An 18,778-nucleotide genomic window follows, 5' to 3' on the forward strand; every position below is an offset into this window, starting at 1 on the left:
GGCGCTGGTGGAAGAATGGCCATTCCTTGGAAACGTCTCATTGTGCGAGCGAGTCGCTGGCCGTGTTTCAGACGTTCACGATATCTGTCTGGACCCCTAACATCCGGCCTCAGACGCACTACGTGAAGGTAGGGAACCACAAAGGCTTTCCGACAGTTGAGTGAAGAGGCGACAGCAACCAGACCGGCCGGGGCGAGGATACCATGCGCGAGAACCACTCCGACGTCTTCGATCTGTTTTCGGAGATTTATACGAACGCGGCGCAAGAGGAGATAAGCATCCAGCAATATCTCCTTGCCTGCCGCGAGGATAAATCGATGTACGCCTCGGCGCCCGAACGGATGGTCGAGGCGATTGGCGAACCCACCCTGATCGACACCAGCAAGGATGAGCGGCTCGGCCGCATTTTCGCAAACAGAACAATCAAAGTGTATCCCTCCTTCGCCGAGTTCTATGGCATGGAGGACACGATCGAGCGCATTGCCGGCTATTTCCGCTACGCCTCTCAAGGGCTCGAGGAACGCAAACAGATACTCTATTTGCTCGGCCCGGTCGGTGGCGGCAAGTCCTCGCTCGCCGAACGGCTGAAAAAGCTGATGGAGGAGCGTCCGATCTACACGCTGAAGGTTGGCGGCCAGATCAGCCCGGTTTTCGAATCGCCGCTCGGGCTTTTCCATCCCGATCGCATGGGCGACTTGCTGGAGGACAAATACGGCATCGCTCGGCGCCGGCTGAACGGCCTGATCTCGCCGTGGGCGGCCAAGCGCCTCGACGAACTATCGGGCGACATATCCAAGTTCAGCGTTGTCAAGCTGATGCCGTCGCGGCTGCGCCAGATCGGCATTGCGAAGACCGAGCCGGGCGACGAGAACAACCAGGACGTTTCGGCCCTGGTCGGCAAGGTCGACATAAGACAACTCGAGAATTTCAGCCAGTCCGATCCGGACGCCTATTCCTACAGCGGCGGCCTGAACCGGACCACCCAAGGGTTGCTTGAGTTCGTCGAGATGTTCAAGGCGCCGATCAAGGTCCTCCATCCGTTACTCACCGCTACCCAGGAGGGCAGCTACAACGGCACGGAAAACTTCGGATCTTTCCCTTATCAGGGCATCGTCGTAGCCCATTCCAACGAATCGGAATGGCTGCAGTTCAAGAACAACAAAAACAACGAGGCGTTCCTCGACCGTATCCTGGTGGTCAAGGTGCCGTACTGCCTGCGGGTCACCGAGGAAAGGCAGATCTACGAAAAGCTGCTGCGTGAAAGCGAATTGGCTTCTAGTCCATGTGCTCCGGAAGTGCTGGACATCCTCAGCCGGTTCACCGTCTCGACGCGGCTCGCCGAGCATGACAATTCGCCGCTTTACACGAAGATGCGCGTCTATGACGGCGAGAACCTCAAGGACATAGATCCCAAGGCGAAGTCGGTTCAGGAATACCGCGATGCCGCCGGTGTCGACGAAGGCATGACCGGCGTCAGCACGCGCTTTGCGTTCAAGATCCTGTCGCAGACCTTCAACTACGACACCAATGAAGTGGCCGCCGATCCTGTGCATCTGATGTACATTCTGGAAGAGGCGATCAAGCGTGAGCAGTTCCCGAAGGAAACGGAAGCCGCCTATCTCGACTTCATAAAGTCGGAACTGGCCACGCGTTACGCCGAGTTCATCGGCCATGAGATCCAGAAGGCCTATCTGGAATCCTACAGCGAATACGGCCAGAACCTGTTCGACCGCTACATCGCCTACGCCGATGCCTGGATCGAGGATCAGGACTACAAGGATCCCGATACCGGCCAGATCCTCAATCGCGAGGTGCTGGACAACGAGCTGTCGCAAGTCGAAAAGCCGGCCGGTATCGCCAATCCCAAGGACTTCCGCAACGAGGTCGTGAAATTCACGTTGCGCGCCCGGGCGAGGAACCATGGCCGCAACCCGTCATGGACAAGTTACGAGAAGCTGCGCGAAGTCATCGAGAAGCGGATGTTCGGCCAGGTCGAGGATTTGCTGCCGGTGATCAGCTTCGGCTCCAAGCAGGACAGCGTGACGGAGAAGCGTCATACCGAGTTCGTGCATCGGATGGTTGGACGCGGTTACACCGAACGTCAGGTCCGCCGGCTGGTGGATTGGTACATGCGGGTGAACAAGGCGGGTTAGTCCGGCCGGGATGGTTCCATGCCGATCTTCATCGATCGCCGACTGAACCCGAAGGACAAGAGCCTCGGCAACCGCCAGCGCTTCTTGAAGCGTGCGCGCGAGGAGCTGAAGCGAAGCATCCGCGATCAGATCCGCACCGGCAAGATCGCCGATGTGGATGCCGAGCATGCCGTGTCAATGCCAGCGAGGGGGACAGCCGAGCCAAGCTTCAGCGATGCGAAGGACAGCGGCAAGCGGCAGCATATCCTGCCGGGCAACAAGCATTTCGCCCCAGGCGACCGGGTTCCCAAGCCCGGCCAGGGCGGCGGCGGCGGGTCTCCCGGGAAAACGGTCTCGGAAGACGATTTTCGTTTCGTGCTCTCGCGCGAGGAGGTGCTCGACCTCTTCTTCGAGGACCTCGAACTTCCCGATATGGTCAAGCTCAATCTCAAGGAGATACTTGCATTCAAGCCGCGCCGGGCCGGATTCGCCGCGACCGGTGCCCCGACCAATATCAATGTCGGGCGCACGATGCGAAACAGCCATGGCCGCCGGATTGCGCTCAGGCGTCCCAAGCAAGAGGATGTCGATGCGGTTGCGGAGGAACTGGCAATCCTGGAGGCAGAGCCCCAGGGCGCGGGGATACGCCAGCGCATCACGGCGTTGCGCGAAGAGCTCGAGCGACTTGAGCGCCGCCGCAAGCGGATCGCTTATGTCGACCCCGTCGACATCCGCTTCAACCGTTTCGACAACCGGCCGGTGCCGAATGCCAACGCGGTCATGTTCTGTCTCATGGACGTATCGGGCTCGATGGGCGAACGCGAGAAGGACCTGGCCAAGCGCTTCTTCGTGCTACTGCACCTCTTCCTGAAACGGCGCTACGATCGCACCGACATCGTCTTCATCCGCCATACGCACGAGGCGCAGGAAGTCGACGAGGAAACCTTCTTCTACAATACGCAAAGCGGTGGCACGGTCGTTTCCACGGCACTCGAGGAGATGCACCGCATCATCGAGCAACGCTATCCCAGCAACGAATGGAACATCTATGCCGCCCAAGCATCGGACGGCGACAATTTCGTAACCGATTCCGAGCGCTGCATCGGCCTCATGGACGGCCAGATCATGCGCCTGTGCCAGTATTTCGCCTATGTCGAGATCCTCGACGAACGCGAGAGCCATATTTTCGGCGCCACCGATAATGGAACCTCGCTCTGGCGCGCCTACAGCGCCGTCAACCAGAGATGGCCGAATTTCCAGATGAGCCGTATCGCCAACGCAGCCGACATCTATCCGGTCTTTCGGCAGCTCTTTGCCAGGCAGCCGGCCCTGCAGAAGAGCGCTTGAGGGGACCGATGGCAAACCAGACGAGCAAATTCGGCCAGACGAGCAAATCCAGCCAAACCAGCAAATCAGGTCTGCTCTTTTCAGGGTCCGACTGGGACTTCAAGACGCTGTCGCGCGCCTACGAGACAATCGAGGCGATCGCGATCGAAGAGCTCCACCTCGACGTCTATCCGGTGCAGATGGAGATCATCTCGTCCCAGCAGATGCTCGATGCCTATTCGTCGGTAGGCATGCCGCTGATGTATCGTCACTGGTCCTTCGGCAAGCATTTCCTCTACCAGGAGTTGCTCTATCGCAAGGCGGGCCGGGGTCTGGCCTACGAACTGGTCATCAACTCCAATCCTTGCATCGTCTACCTGATGGAGGAAAACACCATGGCTCTGCAGGCCCTGGTGACGGCCCATGCGGCGCTCGGCCACAATCATTTTTTCAAGAACAATCATCTGTTTCGGCAGTGGACGGATGCCAGCGCGATCCTGAGCTATCTGGATTTCGCCAAGAGTTACATCGCTCGTTGCGAGGAGCGGCACGGCGTGGCCGCGGTGGAGGCGATCCTCGACTCGGCTCACGCGCTGATGGAGCAGGGCGTGTTCAGATATCACCGGCCGCCGAAACTGTCGTCGGAAAGGCAGCGCGAAGGCGTCCGCGAGCGCCTGGAGTATGAAGAGCGTTCCTATAATGATTTGTGGCGCACGCTCCCGCGTTCGAAGAGCGGAGACAATATTGGAGAAAAGGACCCCGGGACGGCGGAGCGGAAGAAAACGCTCAACCTGCCCGAGGAGAACCTGCTCTACTTTCTTGAAAAAAACAGCCTGGTCCTGGAGCCTTGGCAGCGTGAAATCCTCAGGATCGTCCGCATCGTGGCGCAGTACTTTTATCCGCAGCGGCAAACGCAGGTGATGAATGAAGGCTGCGCCACTTTCGTGCACTACACGCTGATGAACACGCTGTTCGATCGCGGTCTGATCAGCGAAGGCGCGATGCTGGAAATCCTGCGCAACCATTCGAACGTGATCTTTCAGCCGGCCTTCGACGATCCGCGTTTTTCCGGCATCAATCCTTATGCCTTGGGCCTCGACATGATGCAGGACATCCAGCGCATATCGACCGAGCCGACCGCCGAGGATCGCGACTGGTTCCCCGATATCGCCGGCAACGGCAATTGGCGCGAGACCCTGCTCGACGCGTGGGCGAACCATCGCGACGAATCTTTCATCCGCCAGTATCTGAGCCCGGCCCTGATGCGTAAATGGCGGTTCTTCATCCTCACCGATGCCGCCAGCGAACCGCATTACGAGGTCGCGTCGATACACGATGAGCGTGGCTACGAAAAGATACGCGCCGGGCTCGCCCACAGCTACGACATCGGCGCGAGCCGGCCGGATATCCAGGTGGTGGATGTGGATCTGCTCGGCGACCGACAGTTGCGACTGGAGCACAAGGTGAAGAACGGCATTACGCTGGAGGAGGCCAATCGCGACGCCACGCTGCGCCATATCCGTCGCCTCTGGGGCTATGAGGTCAGTCTGGCGGCGATCGATGCGCAAACGGGCGTGACGCTTAACGAACGTTCGACCAGCCAAATTGGGGAATGACCAAAACCGGGATGGCCGGCGACGGCGTCTACAGCCGATCGCGGCAAAGTCCGCGCCGTCTCGCCATGCGTCAGCCCAGCCTCTCGTGATCAAGCTTGCTGTGAGTCCGATGTTCCGGCCGTAGGGCCCGGGAAGGTCGGCTGCGTGGGAATCTCGGGTGGCGTAGTGGGAGGAATTTCGACGGGCTGCCTCTCCGGGCTGGGAACCGGATCAGGCGAAGGCGGAGGCACGCCCGGAGGCTCATCCGGCGGAGTTTCCGGTGGAGCGGGCGGCCGGGCAGGCTCAGGATTGGGATTATCCGGTATCGGCACGGGATTGTTCGGATCAGGATCAGGATCGGTCATTTCCGTTTCCTCGAGGAGGATCGCCTGGGATGTTCCCCAAGGAGGATCACCCTGGGATAACAACCATCGTGCCTAACGATGGTTCCCGGCCGTCACTTTCGTTATCTTTACGGGGCCGGGGAGCACTCTATGTACGCTGCGTATTGCGAGGCACGGTTCAGGGAGTAACGGCATGCGCACGTTCATGATTGTCACCCTTCTTCTGGTTGCAATCACAATGGCGCTCTCGCTCGCGCATGCGTTGGAGTTGCCCGGCAAGTTGCGCCTCAAGGAGGCCACCTACAAATCTGTGCAGGCGATCTACTATCCCGGCTTCACTGTCGGCGGGTTTGCCGAGATCGGCGGCATCATTGCACTCGCCATCCTGCTCTACCTGACGCCCTACGCAAGCGCTCGATTCTGGTGGACCTTGGCGGCCCTTGTCTTCTTGGTGGCGGGACATGCGACCTATTGGCTGGTCACGCATCCCGTCAACAATTTCTGGGTGCAGGATATCGCCGTGCCGAAACCAGCCGCGGCATTCTTTTCGATGTTCTCTCGTAAGCAAAGCGGCGACTGGAAAGAACTGCGCAACATCTGGGAGGCTTCGCATGTCGCCAGGGCGGGCCTGGCTATGCTGAGCCTGATCTCGGTTGCCGTCGCCGCGACATTTTTTGCTGGGAGTGAATAGCGCCGAGGAACGGCGGCGCTATTTGTTGGTCCGCATCTTCTGCCTTGGATTGATCCCGCCAAGGGCGTTCGTGTCGTTCTCGACGTCACCTTCGATCGTGTTTTCGCCGTCAAGTACGATTTCGTCGCCTTCCTTGATCGTGCCCTTGGACGTCCCTATTCCAGGATTGTTCCTCAGATCGGCATCGCTCGGTTTTTTCCATTTTGGATGTTTGGTTCCGCTCATAGCACAACTCCTTCGAAAGGGTCCTGCTCTAGAAACAGCAGGGCGCGATGAATGTTCCGGCGAAAGGCAGCCTGATACGGCTCTGATTGCGAGGCGCTAAAGCCCGAATGGATAGGTGTCGGGAACGCCGGTTCCGACATGCTCCGGCCCAAGCGGCGTCACCGCGGCGGTTTCGTCAAACCAGACGAACGCGTCAAATTGCTGGGCAAGAGAAGCATCCGCGTAATGGCTGCGCAGTTCGGTTTCCGGCCGATAGATCACGCCGATGAAGCGCTCCAGCCGCCGCTCCGACAGCCGCTTGCGGAGATCGTCGTCGCGCTTGATGTCGAGCAGGAAACGCGAGACGCCGCAGTCATGGCAAAGCCGCTCGTAGCTATCGCCATGGGAAGGCCGCACCCGTTTGATCTCCATCTCACCGTCCCAGTCGGAGGCCGCGGCGACCGTCCCCGAATGCGTGCTGAGCCCGATCAAGGCAGCCTCGTCGCCGAAACGCTGGCGGCAGAACTGGCCGATGTTCACTTCGTCCCTGACAACCCCCATCTCGGTGTAGCGGGCATCGCCGATGTGGGAATTATGCGCCCAGACGACCGCCTTGGCGTTTGGCCCGCGGGCTTCGATGAGATGCTCGAGCGTCTCGAACATGTGGGTGTCGCGCAGGTTCCAGGACTGCGCGCCGCCATAGTACATGATCCGATAGTAGCGTTCTGCGGAAGCGATCAACCGGGCATTCTGGGTGGCGTCCAGAAAATCGACGCCATCCTGCTGCGCATAGTCGAGCTGCTTGGCAAGCAGTTCGCGGCATTGTTCCAGCACCGCCTCTTCGCATTTCTCGTAGCCGGAGGTGAGTGCGACGCGGCCGTAGGTGGAGGGTTCATTTTGCCAGGGCGTCAGGCAGCCATAGCGTTCCCGTGCGATCTTTGCCGCCTGCGGATCGACCCTGTCGAGATATTGCAGAACCGCGGCGATCGATCCGCCCATATTGTAGATGTCGAGACCATAGAATCCCGCCAGTCGCGACGATATCCTGATCCGTTCATTGTGATATCGCATCCAGTCGACGAATGCCGCAACGTCCGTGTTGCGCCACATCCAGGTGGGAAACCGCTGGAACGGCGGATCGGCGTCGGCCCGTGGCGGCCGGCGGCGGACGTAGCGGTCGACCGCCGCAGCGTCGGGCCAATCGGCCTCGACAGCGACGATGGTGAAGCCATGCTTTTCGATGAGCCTGCGGGTGATCGCAGCGCGGGCCCGGTAGAACTCCGACGTGCCGTGGCTCGCTTCGCCGAGCAAGACGATGCGGCGGTCGCCAAACCGGTCGAACAATTCCCCGAACGCCGGATCGTCGAAATCCGGCAGCGGTTCGGCCGCTGCCGCGATCATCTCCGGCAGGCTGCGCGTGCGCGCGCGTGCGGTCGCACGATCGGTCGCGATACGGCTGCCATTCTCGGGCCAGCCCTGCTCGCCGATGAGCGGCACGAACCGCACGCCGCCGAAATCCTCCTCGCTGTAGGTTGCGGCGCCGGTTCGGGTGACCTTGAGAAGGCGCTGATCATGCGGCTCGTCGCCGACCGGGATGACGAGCCTGCCGCCGACGTCGAGCTGTTCCTGAAGCGCAAGCGGCGCACCGGGTCCGCCGGCGGCGACCAGAATGGCGTCGAAGGGCGCTGCGTCGGGCCAGCCCTTGGTGCCATCGCCGGTGCGGACTTCGATATTGTTATAACCGAGTTCTTCGAACCGCTGTCTCGCCGTCTCGGCCAAGCCAGCGTGGCGTTCGATCGTGTAAACGCGCTCGACGATCCGGCTCATCACGGCAGCCGCGTAGCCTGAACCGGTGCCAACCTCCAGGACATGGTCGCCTGGACCGATCTCTGCCATCTCGATCATCAAGGCGACGATGTAGGGCTGCGATATCGTCTGACCCTCGGCGATCGGCAGCGGCCCATCCTCGTAGGCGAATTCTTCAAAGCCGGGTGCGACGAAAGCCTCGCGCGGAACCTCACGCATCGCATCCAGCACCTCGCGATCACGGATGCCACGGCGGCTGAGATGGACTTCGACCATTCGGTTGCGAGCATCGGGAAGATCGAGCATCTTTTGCTCCTCTTGCAGACTGGTGGCCCCGCCCGATTGTGCCCTCAATCGTGCCAACCGGCGACGATCCCTCGATCGGCGTGCGCTCGGCCCGGCAGCGCTTGATCTCATTTTGGCGGCTCGTCTCCTTAACCGTTGGCGAGCGTCCAGGTTCCTGCAAAAGAGCGACTGGCGGGCGCGACGGCGGCTCCGGCCAACTTATTTCGGCGAAAATCCTTTCTTCGGGCCGATCTCACTCCAGATATCGACGGGCGAACGCATTCTGGAGACGTTTCGATGAATGACGAGGCTCGGACCACCGCACAGCCAACAGGCCTTGACCAGGTCAGTCTCATGGACCGCTATTGGCGCGCCGCGAACTACGTTTCGGTCGGCCAGATATACCTCCTCGACAATCCGCTCCTGCGCGAGCCCTTGAAAGCCGAGCACGTCAAGCCGCGGCTGCTCGGCCATTGGGGCACGACGCCCGGCCTCAACTTCATCTATGTCCATCTGAACCGCGTCATCCGCGAACGTAATCTCGACCTTCTGTTCATCTGCGGCCCCGGTCATGGCGGCCCGGCTATGGTCGCGAACACGTGGCTCGAGGGCACCTACAGCGAGATCTATCCCGAAATCGACCAGGACGAAGACGGGCTGAGAAAACTCTTCCGACAATTCTCCTTCCCTGGTGGGGTACCCAGCCATGCGGCGCCCGAAACGCCCGGCTCGATCCATGAAGGCGGAGAACTGGGTTATGCGCTGGTCCACGCTTTCGGCGCGGCCTTGGACAATCCCGATCTGGTGGTCGCCTGCGTCGTTGGCGACGGCGAAGCGGAGACCGGACCGCTCGCGGCGGCATGGCATTCCAACAAGTTCCTCAACCCGGCATCCGACGGCGCCGTGCTGCCGATCCTGCATCTCAACGGCTACAAGATCGCCAACCCGACGATCCTTGCCCGCATGGATGATGTGGAATTGCGGAGCCTGTTCGCTGGCTACGGCTACGAGCCATTTTTCGTCGAAGGTCACGAGCCGATTCCCATGCATCGGTTGATGGCCACGAAGCTGGACACCGCGCTCGACAGAATCCGCTCGATCCAGAAGCGTGCCCGTGCATCGGACTGGCAGGGAGAGCGCCCGCTGTGGCCGATGATCGTGCTGCGCAGCCCGAAGGGCTGGACCGGACCGAAGGAGGTCGATGGCAAGAAGGTCGAGGATTTCTGGCGCTCGCATCAAGTGCCGGTGTCGAATGCCCGCGGCAACGAGGCGCATCGCAAGATCCTCGAAGACTGGATGCAGAGCTACGAGCCGGGAAAGCTGTTCGACGACAGCGGGCGTCTTCTTCCGGACCTGGCCGCGCTTGCGCCAACCGGGTCCAAGCGCATGGGCGCAATCCCTTATGCCAACGGCGGATTGCTGAAGCGCGACCTGGTGCTTCCCGATTGGAAAGGCCTGGCGCTCGATGTGCCGCGTCCGGGAGGCACCAAAGCCGAGGCGACGCGGGTTCTAGGAAGCTATCTCCGCGACGTCATACGCCTGAATGCGGAGGCCAGGAATTTCCGGCTGATGGGGCCGGATGAGACATCCTCCAACCGCCTCGACGACGTATTCGAGGTTACGGACCGGGTCTGGATGCAGCGGATCGAGCCCTATGACGTCCAGCTCTCCAGGGACGGCCGGGTCATGGAGGTGCTCAGCGAGCATCTCTGCCAAGGTTGGCTGGAGGGCTATCTGCTGACCGGCCGCCACGGTCTGTTCTCCTGTTACGAGGCGTTCATCCACATCGTCGATTCCATGGTCAACCAGCATGCGAAATGGCTGAAGACATCCAGCGAGCTCCCGTGGCGCAAGCCGATCGCTTCACTCAACTATCTGCTGACCTCCCATGTCTGGCGGCAGGATCACAACGGCTTCAGCCATCAGGATCCCGGTTTTGCCGACTTCGTCGCCAACAAGAAGGCCGATACGGTCCGGCTGTATTTCCCGCCGGATGCCAACACGCTGCTCTGGATCACCGATCATTGTCTGAGAACCTATAACCGCATCAACGTGATCACCGCCGGCAAGCAGCAAGCGCCGCAATGGCTGTCTGTCGAAGATGCAGAAACGCATTGCCGGGCGGGGGCAGGGATCTGGGAATGGGCCGGGACGGTTCCGAAGGGTAAGAATCCGGATGTGGTGATGGCCTGCGCCGGCGACGTGCCGACGCTTGAGACACTCGCTGCCACCGACATTCTGCGTTCGGCGCTTCCGGAGCTGAAGGTTCGCGTCGTCAATGTGGTCGACCTGATGACGCTGCAGTCGAATTCAGAGCATCCGCATGGCCTCGCAGATGAGGATTTCGACGCGCTGTTCACCAAAGCCAAGCCGGTCATCTTCGCCTATCACGGCTATCCCTATCTCATCCACCGGCTGACCTACCGACGCGCCAACCATGACAACATGCATGTGCACGGTTTTCGCGAGGAAGGCACCACGACGACGCCGTTCGACATGGTCGTGCTCAATGAACTCGACCGTTTCCACCTGGCGCTTGCCGCGATCAAACACGTGCCGGGGCTCGCCGAACGAGCAGAAGACCTTGCCGCAGAACTGCAAGCGAAGCTGGTGGAGCACAAGGCCTATGTCCGCGAGCATGGCGAAGACATGCCCGAAATTCAGAATTGGAACTGGCCCGAGAACAGTGTGACGAAGGCTCGCGATTGATGCGACAGGCAATTCTTGCACTGAACGCCGGCTCCTCCGGCATCAAGTTCGGACTGTACGACCTCGGACCCTCCGCAGAACTGCAACTCGTCTCGCGTGGTGCGCTGGATCTGGGCGATGCACCGAGGCTCAGCGCGAAAGCGGCCGACGGAACGGTGCAGTGTGATCGGCCGCTTGCCGCAGACGCGCGCAATGCTGGCATCGACGCGTTACTCGACTGGATCGAGAGCGAGCTTGGCGGCAGGAAGCTGGTGGCCGCTGGCCACCGCATCGTGCATGGCGGGCGCGAGTTCGTCGAACCCGTCCGTCTGACGCCTGACGTGATCGACGCCTTGGACAGGCTGACGCCGCTTGCGCCGCTGCACCAGCCTCGCAGTCTCGCGCCGATCCGCACGCTTGCCGCGCTGCGGCCGGACCTGCCGCAGGTCGGGTGCTTCGACACAGCCTTCCATCAGACGATCGATCCGATCGTGAGCCGCTTCGCGCTGCCGCGCAGATACGATGCGGACGGAATCCGCCGCTACGGGTTTCATGGTCTTTCCTACGAATACATCGCCGGGCGGCTCAAGCAGATATCGCCCGCTCTTGCAGCGAAGCGGACGATCGTCGCCCATCTCGGCAACGGAGCGAGCCTGTGCGCGATGCGTGACGGGAGAAGCGTCGATACGACGATGGGCTTTTCCGCGCTCGACGGCCTGGTCATGGGCACGCGTTGCGGTGCCATCGATCCGGGCGTGCTTTTGTACTTCATCCTGGAAAGAGGCGTCTCGGGGGAGGCGCTGCAGCACATGCTCTACGAGGAATCCGGGCTGCTCGGAATATCCGGCATCTCGGGCGACATGCGTAGGCTGGAGGCGAGCGACGACCCCCACGCCCGCGAAGCGGTGGACCTTTTTGCGTTCCGGGCCGCAAGGGAGGCTGCCGCGCTCGCCAACACTTTGGGCGGCCTAGAATGCCTCGTGTTCACCGCCGGCATTGGCGAGCGCTCGGCGCCGGTCCGCAAGGCGATATGCGAAAGGCTCCACTGGCTTGGCGTGGCGATTGACGAGCCGTCCAATGCCTCGCATGCCGGGATCATAAGCCGGCCGGACAGCAAGGTCGAAATACGTGTCGTCGCGACCGACGAGGAGAGCATCATTGCTCGCTACACATGCGTGCAAGGGATTGCTCGCTAGCGCAATCGGCGGCCGCTGTTTCTGTCGCATCGGCCCGAAATCGGAATCGATTTCGGAGAGCACGATGCGCAGATTCAAAGCGCTAGAGCGTACTTTGTGCGTCCAAGTGGACGCACGTCGCTCCAAGATAAGGAACCCTGCGCCGCCGCGGCCGTTTCCCTGTCTGGTTACCAATGCGGGATCCGATAACCACAGGGAGAAATCCAATGGCCGAAACCACCAGCACGGCAGGCGCCTCAAAGGCGGCAAACGAAGCGCAGGATGCGATGAAGAAGCAGATCGCCGAGCTTCGCCGCGAAATCAGCAAAATAAATCGGACCCTTTCCGACCAAGCCGAGGAGGCACAGGGCTGGTACGATAGCGCCACCGAACGGGCCTCGCGCGCAGCCCGGCAATTGCGCAGCCAGGCGCACACCGTGTCTGAAACTGTCCAGCAGAACCCAGGCACGATCTCTTCGGCGATGGTGCTTGGCGGCGTGGTCGGTGTTCTCTTGGGAATTGCGATTGCAAAGAGTTCCGAGCCCGAGCGGCGGTGGTTCTAGCCCGGCCGCGCCTATCGGGTGTCAAGCATGGCTTTTGCGCTGTCGGCATCCGTTACGATCACGGTCGCCAGCCCGGCCCGCGCCACAGCCAGAAGAATGGCATGTTTGTGCATCCCGCCTGACCCAATGATCCGGCAGGGAATGTTGCGGTAGTCGTCGAGTTCCGGCGAAAGCACCTGGCCGTTGAGAGGGTGGTCCACAGGCTTGCCTGCCGCATCGAGATAGCGGCCCAGGAGATCGCCGACAGCGCCTGCGGCGATAAGATCTTGCGCATCCGTTCCCTCAGGCAGGCCGTAACGCACCTGGAGCGATTGCTGCGATACGTCTCCCACGCTGAGATAGGAGACATCCACATCATAGGTGCGGGGGAATATCCTCTGGTACACCGACTGGGAAATGATCGCCTCGCGCGACTGCGGGCTCTCCGCGTAGATCGGCGCCGCGAAATAGCAGCATTGCGCGCCCAGGACCTGCGCGAAGCCGCGGACGATCTCGAATGTGTTGATCTCCAGGCCGCGCGTCAGTCCGCCCATCATGGAGCGCATCTCCATCTGCGGCTCGCTGACGGCCGTCATGTGCCGTACGGTCTCCCGCAACGTCGCTCCCCAGCCGACGCCGATAGAGGCAGGCTTGCGGCTTTGGATAAGCCTATCCAGATAGGCGGCCGCGCCCCGGCCGATGACCGAGTGCACCAGCCCGGGATCGCCGGGCGTCGGCACCACGACGGCATCCTGCAGGCCGAACCGGCTCCGCAGTTCAGCCTCGATCTCGATACTGGCGGCTAGCGGCGAGCTGAAGCCTATACGCACAATCCCTTCCTCAAGTGCTGCGGCGAGAAGCTCGTTGACCCTGCGGCGGGTGAGATGCATCCGCTCGCCGATCTCAGCCTGCGTCAGAGCCTCGACATGATAGAGCCATGCCGCCCTGATCATCAGCTCCTGCTGGTCCATTCGCTCTACCCCTAGTGCCGTGGCCGCTTTTGGTTACAAACGTCACACTGGTGTAGCATTTGTAACTTATAAATTCCCGCTATCTGTTTCCGGCTGATTGGTTGATTTGCTAGCAGGAAAATCATGGCCGTTTCAGCCGGATAGCAGATTAAACAGGAATAGCTCAACTTGGATATATGCTCTGATATGGGCAGGGTTTGCCATGGCTATTTAGAATAAAGCGATATGAATACTTTATATCTGGATACATAAATGCGGATTGTCACAAATAATTCATCTGGCCATTACGAAACAGACACAGTGCTGAACGTAGAACCGGCCAGATTGCTTTGGTCACGACTTGCCATTCTCGCAAAGGAGATTCCGATGGTTTCACTCACTCGGCGCGGCGCGCTTGGTATCCTCGGTGCAACCGCAGGCAGCATGGTGCTGCCGCGCTTTGCGATCGGTCAGGGCGCCCGCCCGTCAGTCACCATCGCCGTGCAGAAGATCACCAACAACAACACGCTCGACATATGGAACGAGCAATCCAATGTCGGCGAGCGGGTGTTCTTCCCCAATTTCTGGGAAGGGCTGATCCTACGCGACTGGATGGGCAACCAAGGCCCGGTTCCCGGCCTCGCGACCGAATGGAAGCGCATCGACGACAAGACCGTCGAGCTCAAGCTGCGCCAGGGCGTGAAGTTTCACAATGGCGATGAGCTAACCGCCGATGACGTGGTGTTCAGCTTCTCGGCCCAGCGCGTTTTCGGCGACACGCAGCCGGTCGGCGGCAAGACGATCTTCGAGGACGACCACAAACCCGCGACATCAAAGGAACTGCCTGCCACGATACCCGGCATCGGCCGCCGGCTGTGGCCTCGGCTCGCCGGCGTCGAGGCGGTGGACAAACACACTGTGCGTTTCCACAACGCGACCTCGGATGTGACGCTGGAGGGCCGCCTCTATGCCTTCGGCAGCCAGATCGCCAACCGTCGTGCCTGGGACGAGGCAGCGAACTATGTCGACTGGGCGCGCAAGCCGGTCACCACCGGCCCCTATTCGGTCGGCGAGTTCAAGCCGGACGTGTCGCTTACTCTCGTCGCCTTCGACGACTATTGGGGCGGGCGCCCGCCGCTCGAGCAGATCCGCTTTGTCGAGGTTCCGGAGGTCGCCTCGCGCGTCAACGGGCTTCTGTCGGGCGAGTATGACTTTGCCTGTGACCTGCCGCCCGACCAGATTCCCGCCGTTCAGGGTGCCCCCGGCTTCGAGGTGCAGGGCTCGACGATTCTCAATCATAGGGTTTCGGTATTCAACACCCAGAATCCGATACTCGAAAACCCGCTGGTGCGCCGCGCCATGACCCATTCCATCGACCGCCAGGCGATCATTGACGCGCTGTGGGCGGGCCAGACGACGGTTCCGGCCGGGCTGCAGTTCCCCTACTATAACGAGATGTTCGTGCAGGGTTGGACGGTGCCGGACTATAATCCCGACCTGGCACGCGAGTTGCTGAAGCAGGCCAATTACAAGGGTGACGCGATCCCCTTCCGCCTCCTCGACAACTACTACACGAACCAGACTGCGAACGGCCAGATCATGGTCGAGATGTGGAACCAGGTCGGTCTCAACGTGCAGATCGAGATGAAGGAAAACTGGGCGCAGATCCACGACCCGGCCGGCGTGAAAGGCGTGCGCGACTGGTCAGCCGGATGCCCGTTCAACGATCCTGTTGGCGGCATTGTCAACCAGTACGGTCCGAATGGCGAAGTCCAGCAGAAGAAGGATTGGACCAATGCCGAGGCCAATCAGATGGCCGCGATCCTGGAAACCGGCACCGACCACGCCGCGCGCAAGAAGGCTTTCGCCCGCATGCTGGAAATCTGCGAGCGCGAGGATCCGGTCTATCAGGTCCTTCACCAGAATGCGGTATTCACCGGTATGAAGTCGTCGCTGAAGTGGAAGGCCGCACCCGCCTTCGCCATGGATTTCCGCTCTTCCAACTGGGCAAGCTGACCGTTCGCCATGAACCCGCTCCGGCAGGGAAACGCCCCCGCCGGAGTTTTTTCTTTTCATGAGGTCCTTCGGGAGAGCGGAAGCGGATGGCGATGACAGCTGCAACGGCCAATCTGGTGGAACTGCGCAACCTGAAAGTCGCCTTCGACGGCGTGCAGGTGCTGCACGGCATCGATCTCGATGTTGCACGCGGCGAGGCGCTCGGCCTGGTCGGGGAATCAGGATGCGGCAAGTCGGTCACATGGCTGGCGGCGCTCGGCCTGCTGCCCGGGAAAGCAAGCGTTACCGGCTCAGTGCGCCTTGAAGGCCGCGAGCTGTGCGGCAGCCCGCGCAGCACGTTGGAGCAGGTGCGGGGCGGGCGGATCGCCATGATCTTCCAGGACCCGTCGAGCTCGCTCAACCCGGTCCTGTCGATCGGCCGCCAGATCACCGAGGCGCTGGCCATTCATCGGGGGCTCCGGGGTGAGGCAGCGAAGACCGAGGCATTGAGGCTGATGGACATGGTCGGCATTCCCGATGCCCGTGGCCGTTTCGATCTCTACACGCATGAATTTTCCGGCGGACAATGCCAGCGCCTGATGATCGCCATGGCGCTGGCTGGCGAACCGGATCTGTTGATCGCGGATGAGCCGACCACCGCGCTCGATGCGACCATTCAGGCCCAGATTCTCGACCTCCTGATCCGGCTGCAGGCCGAGACCGGCATGGCGCTGGTGTTCATCAGCCATGACCTCGGCGCGGTGTCGCAGGTCTGCGAACGGGTTTGCGTGATGTACGCGGGCCGCATCGTAGAGGAGGGTTCGGTCGCGCAGCTGTTTTCCAGCCCTCGCCATCCCTATACGCGCGGCCTGTTCGACGCGATCCCGCGCATCGATGGTCCTCGCCGGCGGCTGATCCCGATACCGGGCACGGTGCCGAACCCGAAGAACCTGCCGACGGGCTGTGCCTTTGGGCCGCGCTGCTCGCGCGTCACCGCTTTCTGCGAGACGTCGCCGCCCTCCCTCCTGCCGCAAAAGGATGGCCGCAAGCTCGCCTGCGCGCACCCGATCGAGGCAGCCGCAGTCGGCAAGGCCGACCGCAGGGTCCCTGAAGATTTGCTGCAATGACGCCTTTGATCGAAGCAAAGGAGCTGGTGCGCATTTACACGCTCAGGCACGGACCCTTCTCCCGTCCCAGCTTTGTTCGCGCTGTGGAGGATGTCTCGCTGTCGGTATTCCCCGGCGAAACGCTAGGCATTGTCGGGGAGTCCGGTTCGGGAAAGTCGACGCTCGGACGAATGCTGCTTGGCATCGATCCGGCGCAGGGTGGCGAGGTGCGCTTCGAAGGGCAGCCGATGCCGCGGCTCGGCGCGCCGCAGTGGCGAGCGCTGCGCGCGAAGATGCAGCTTGTCTATCAGGACCCGCTGGCCGCACTCGACCGCCGGCAGACGATCGCGACCCAGATTGGCGAGCCGCTGGACATCCATCGGATGGGGTCCAGGGAAAGCCGCGCCAGTCGCGTTGAGGAGCTGATGGCGGCCGTCGGCCTGCGCCCCGACCAGGCCGGCAGCTATCCGCATGAGCTTTCCGGCGGGCAGCGCCAGCGGGCGGTGATCGCGCGTGCGCTGGCTGCAAGGCCCAAACTCCTGGTGTGCGACGAGCCGGTCTCCGCGCTTGATGTATCGATCCAGGCGCAGGTGGTGAACATGTTGAGCGACCTGCAGCAAGAGAACGGCATCGCCATGATCTTCATCAGCCACGACCTGAAGGTCGTGCGTAACCTGGCCGACCGTGTCGCCGTCATGTATCTCGGCAGGATCGTCGAGGAAGCCTCCTCCGATGTGATTTTCCAGTCGCCCCGGCATCCCTACACCAAGGCTCTGGTTTCCAGCATGCCGATCCCCGGCAAGAGACTGAAGGGGCGCGTCATCCTGCAGGGCGAGCCGCCCAATCCGGCCGCACGTCCGTCGGGCTGCGCCTTCCATCCCCGGTGCCCCGTCGCCCGCGACGTCTGCCGCACGACAACGCCGGCGCTGCGGCAGATCGAGAAGGGGCGTACCGCCGCCTGCCATGTCGTGGCGGACAACGCCGCGATCGCCGCCTGATGGAGCCCGCATGATCCGTTTCGTTCTCGTGCGCGTTATGAGGGCCGTCATCACCATCCTTGCGGTGATGACCTTCGCCTTCGTCGTGCTGCGCATGTCGGGGGACCCGGCCGAGGTGATGCTGGGGCCGGACGTACCGCAAACCGTCATCGACGCGTTCCGCAAGTCGTGGGGTCTCGACCAACCGGTCTGGATTCAGTATCTGGCTTACCTCAAGTCGATCTTCACCGGCGATTTCGGCGTGTCGATGCGCGATAAGGCTCCCGCGCTGCAACTGGTGCTGGAGCGCGTGCCGGCCACGCTGCAATTGACCGTTCCGGCGCTCATCCTGAAGCTGCTGATCGGAATTCCGGCCGGCGTCTATGCGGCGCTGCACCGCCAGAGCTTCGCCGATCGCGGCGTGATCCTGCTGGCGATCCTCGGCTTCACCATTCCCTCCTTCGTCATGGGCCTGGTGCTGGTGCTGATCTTTTCGGTGACGCTCGGCGTGTTGCCATCCGGCGGGCAGGAGACATGGATGCACGGGATCCTGCCGACGCTCACCATGAGCGTAGGCGGCATAGGCATACTCGCCCGTTTCTCGCGCAGCGCCATGATCGAGGTGATGGGCCAGCCCTATATCCGCACGGCATCGGCCAAGGGGGTGAAATGGCGCGACGTGGTGTGGGGCCATGCGCTGCCCAACGCCGCCGTGCCGATCGTGACCATCGTCGGCTTCATGGTCGGCTCGCTGATCGCCGGCGCGGTGGTGGTGGAATCGATCTTCTCTTGGCCGGGCATCGGCAGGCTGCTGATCGTTTCAGTCAGCAATCGCGACCTCGCTGTCGTCCAGTGCATCCTGCTCGTCGTCGCCGCCACCATGGTGGTGTCGAACCTCGCGGTCGACCTGCTCTACGGCTGGCTCGACCCGCGCCTGCGCTCGCCCGCGAGCCATTGAGGAG

The 18,778-nt window shown here is 61.7% G+C and carries 14 protein-coding genes; 11 read left to right on the forward strand and 3 right to left on the reverse strand.

The window, feature by feature from the left end:
- The first annotated feature begins 203 nt into the window (after positions 1-203).
- The 4 genes from AC0L26_RS19405 (at position 204) to AC0L26_RS19420 (ending at position 6,088) form a co-directional block, all read left to right on the forward strand.
- Positions 204-2,153, forward strand: a complete 1,950-nt coding sequence (locus tag AC0L26_RS19405; RefSeq protein ID WP_352931263.1) for a PrkA family serine protein kinase — start codon at positions 204-206, stop codon at positions 2,151-2,153.
- Between the two features lie 18 nt (positions 2,154-2,171).
- Entirely contained in the window at positions 2,172-3,479 is a 1,308-nt protein-coding gene (locus AC0L26_RS19410; RefSeq protein WP_473634000.1) for a YeaH/YhbH family protein, read from the forward strand.
- 8 nt (positions 3,480-3,487) lie between these two features.
- Positions 3,488-5,074, forward strand: coding sequence for a SpoVR family protein (locus AC0L26_RS19415; protein ID WP_473634001.1), 1,587 nt, complete (start codon positions 3,488-3,490; stop codon positions 5,072-5,074).
- A 516-nt stretch (positions 5,075-5,590) separates the two neighbouring features.
- Positions 5,591-6,088: a DUF1772 domain-containing protein gene (locus tag AC0L26_RS19420; protein ID WP_473634002.1), complete on the forward strand. Its 498-nt coding sequence runs from the start codon at positions 5,591-5,593 to the stop codon at positions 6,086-6,088.
- Positions 6,089-6,106: 18 nt separating this feature from the next.
- Here AC0L26_RS19420 and AC0L26_RS19425 read toward each other — a convergent pair whose 3' ends face one another.
- Together AC0L26_RS19425 and AC0L26_RS19430 are read right to left on the reverse strand one after the other, a co-directional pair.
- Positions 6,107-6,313, reverse strand: a complete 207-nt coding sequence (locus tag AC0L26_RS19425; RefSeq protein ID WP_352931271.1) for a hypothetical protein — start codon at positions 6,311-6,313, stop codon at positions 6,107-6,109.
- Between the two features lie 96 nt (positions 6,314-6,409).
- Positions 6,410-8,404: a protein-L-isoaspartate(D-aspartate) O-methyltransferase gene (locus AC0L26_RS19430; protein WP_473634003.1), complete on the reverse strand. Its 1,995-nt coding sequence runs from the start codon at positions 8,402-8,404 to the stop codon at positions 6,410-6,412.
- A 276-nt stretch (positions 8,405-8,680) separates the two neighbouring features.
- Here AC0L26_RS19430 and AC0L26_RS19435 point away from each other — a divergent pair, with 276 nt between their 5' ends.
- The 3 genes from AC0L26_RS19435 to AC0L26_RS19445 all read left to right on the forward strand — a co-directional run bounded on the left by AC0L26_RS19435 (position 8,681) and on the right by AC0L26_RS19445 (position 12,809).
- Positions 8,681-11,092, forward strand: coding sequence for a phosphoketolase family protein (locus tag AC0L26_RS19435; RefSeq protein WP_473634004.1), 2,412 nt, complete (start codon positions 8,681-8,683; stop codon positions 11,090-11,092).
- Positions 11,092-12,267: an acetate/propionate family kinase gene (locus tag AC0L26_RS19440; protein WP_473634005.1), complete on the forward strand. Its 1,176-nt coding sequence runs from the start codon at positions 11,092-11,094 to the stop codon at positions 12,265-12,267. The genes AC0L26_RS19435 and AC0L26_RS19440 overlap by 1 nt, the downstream gene beginning before the upstream one ends.
- Before the next feature lie 206 nt (positions 12,268-12,473).
- Complete coding sequence (locus AC0L26_RS19445; RefSeq protein ID WP_473634006.1) at positions 12,474-12,809, forward strand: hypothetical protein; 336 nt, start codon at positions 12,474-12,476, stop codon at positions 12,807-12,809.
- Positions 12,810-12,820: 11 nt separating this feature from the next.
- Here the strand turns inward: AC0L26_RS19445 and AC0L26_RS19450 are convergent, their stop codons facing one another.
- The gene (locus tag AC0L26_RS19450) at positions 12,821-13,759 is read right to left on the reverse strand and encodes a sugar-binding transcriptional regulator (RefSeq protein WP_473634007.1); all 939 of its coding nucleotides are present in this window, start codon (positions 13,757-13,759) and stop codon (positions 12,821-12,823) included.
- Positions 13,760-14,125: 366 nt separating this feature from the next.
- Here AC0L26_RS19450 and AC0L26_RS19455 point away from each other — a divergent pair, with 366 nt between their 5' ends.
- The 4 genes from AC0L26_RS19455 to AC0L26_RS19470 all read left to right on the forward strand — a co-directional run bounded on the left by AC0L26_RS19455 (position 14,126) and on the right by AC0L26_RS19470 (position 18,774).
- A complete protein-coding gene (locus AC0L26_RS19455) occupies positions 14,126-15,754 on the forward strand; it encodes an ABC transporter substrate-binding protein (RefSeq protein ID WP_473634008.1) in 1,629 nt (542 codons plus the stop codon).
- A gap of 92 nt (positions 15,755-15,846) precedes the next feature.
- Positions 15,847-16,860: an ABC transporter ATP-binding protein gene (locus AC0L26_RS19460; protein WP_473634009.1), complete on the forward strand. Its 1,014-nt coding sequence runs from the start codon at positions 15,847-15,849 to the stop codon at positions 16,858-16,860.
- Complete coding sequence (locus tag AC0L26_RS19465; protein ID WP_473634010.1) at positions 16,857-17,837, forward strand: ABC transporter ATP-binding protein; 981 nt, start codon at positions 16,857-16,859, stop codon at positions 17,835-17,837. The genes AC0L26_RS19460 and AC0L26_RS19465 overlap by 4 nt, the downstream gene beginning before the upstream one ends.
- 10 nt (positions 17,838-17,847) lie before the next feature.
- On the forward strand, positions 17,848-18,774 hold the full coding sequence (locus AC0L26_RS19470; protein WP_473634011.1) for an ABC transporter permease: 927 nt from the start codon (positions 17,848-17,850) through the stop codon (positions 18,772-18,774).
- Positions 18,775-18,778 lie beyond the last annotated feature (4 nt).

The organism is Mesorhizobium sp. WSM4823 (genome assembly GCF_055811195.1).

Coding starts and splice junctions, on each gene's coding strand:
- AC0L26_RS19405 (WP_352931263.1), top strand. CDS start 204: ATGCGCGAGAACCACTCCGACGTCTTCGATCTGTTTTCGGAGATTTAT.
- AC0L26_RS19410 (WP_473634000.1), top strand. CDS start 2,172: ATGCCGATCTTCATCGATCGCCGACTGAACCCGAAGGACAAGAGCCTC.
- AC0L26_RS19415 (WP_473634001.1), top strand. CDS start 3,488: ATGGCAAACCAGACGAGCAAATTCGGCCAGACGAGCAAATCCAGCCAA.
- AC0L26_RS19420 (WP_473634002.1), top strand. CDS start 5,591: ATGCGCACGTTCATGATTGTCACCCTTCTTCTGGTTGCAATCACAATG.
- AC0L26_RS19425 (WP_352931271.1), bottom strand. CDS start 6,313: ATGAGCGGAACCAAACATCCAAAATGGAAAAAACCGAGCGATGCCGAT.
- AC0L26_RS19430 (WP_473634003.1), bottom strand. CDS start 8,404: ATGCTCGATCTTCCCGATGCTCGCAACCGAATGGTCGAAGTCCATCTC.
- AC0L26_RS19435 (WP_473634004.1), top strand. CDS start 8,681: ATGAATGACGAGGCTCGGACCACCGCACAGCCAACAGGCCTTGACCAG.
- AC0L26_RS19440 (WP_473634005.1), top strand. CDS start 11,092: ATGCGACAGGCAATTCTTGCACTGAACGCCGGCTCCTCCGGCATCAAG.
- AC0L26_RS19445 (WP_473634006.1), top strand. CDS start 12,474: ATGGCCGAAACCACCAGCACGGCAGGCGCCTCAAAGGCGGCAAACGAA.
- AC0L26_RS19450 (WP_473634007.1), bottom strand. CDS start 13,759: ATGGACCAGCAGGAGCTGATGATCAGGGCGGCATGGCTCTATCATGTC.
- AC0L26_RS19455 (WP_473634008.1), top strand. CDS start 14,126: ATGGTTTCACTCACTCGGCGCGGCGCGCTTGGTATCCTCGGTGCAACC.
- AC0L26_RS19460 (WP_473634009.1), top strand. CDS start 15,847: ATGACAGCTGCAACGGCCAATCTGGTGGAACTGCGCAACCTGAAAGTC.
- AC0L26_RS19465 (WP_473634010.1), top strand. CDS start 16,857: ATGACGCCTTTGATCGAAGCAAAGGAGCTGGTGCGCATTTACACGCTC.
- AC0L26_RS19470 (WP_473634011.1), top strand. CDS start 17,848: ATGATCCGTTTCGTTCTCGTGCGCGTTATGAGGGCCGTCATCACCATC.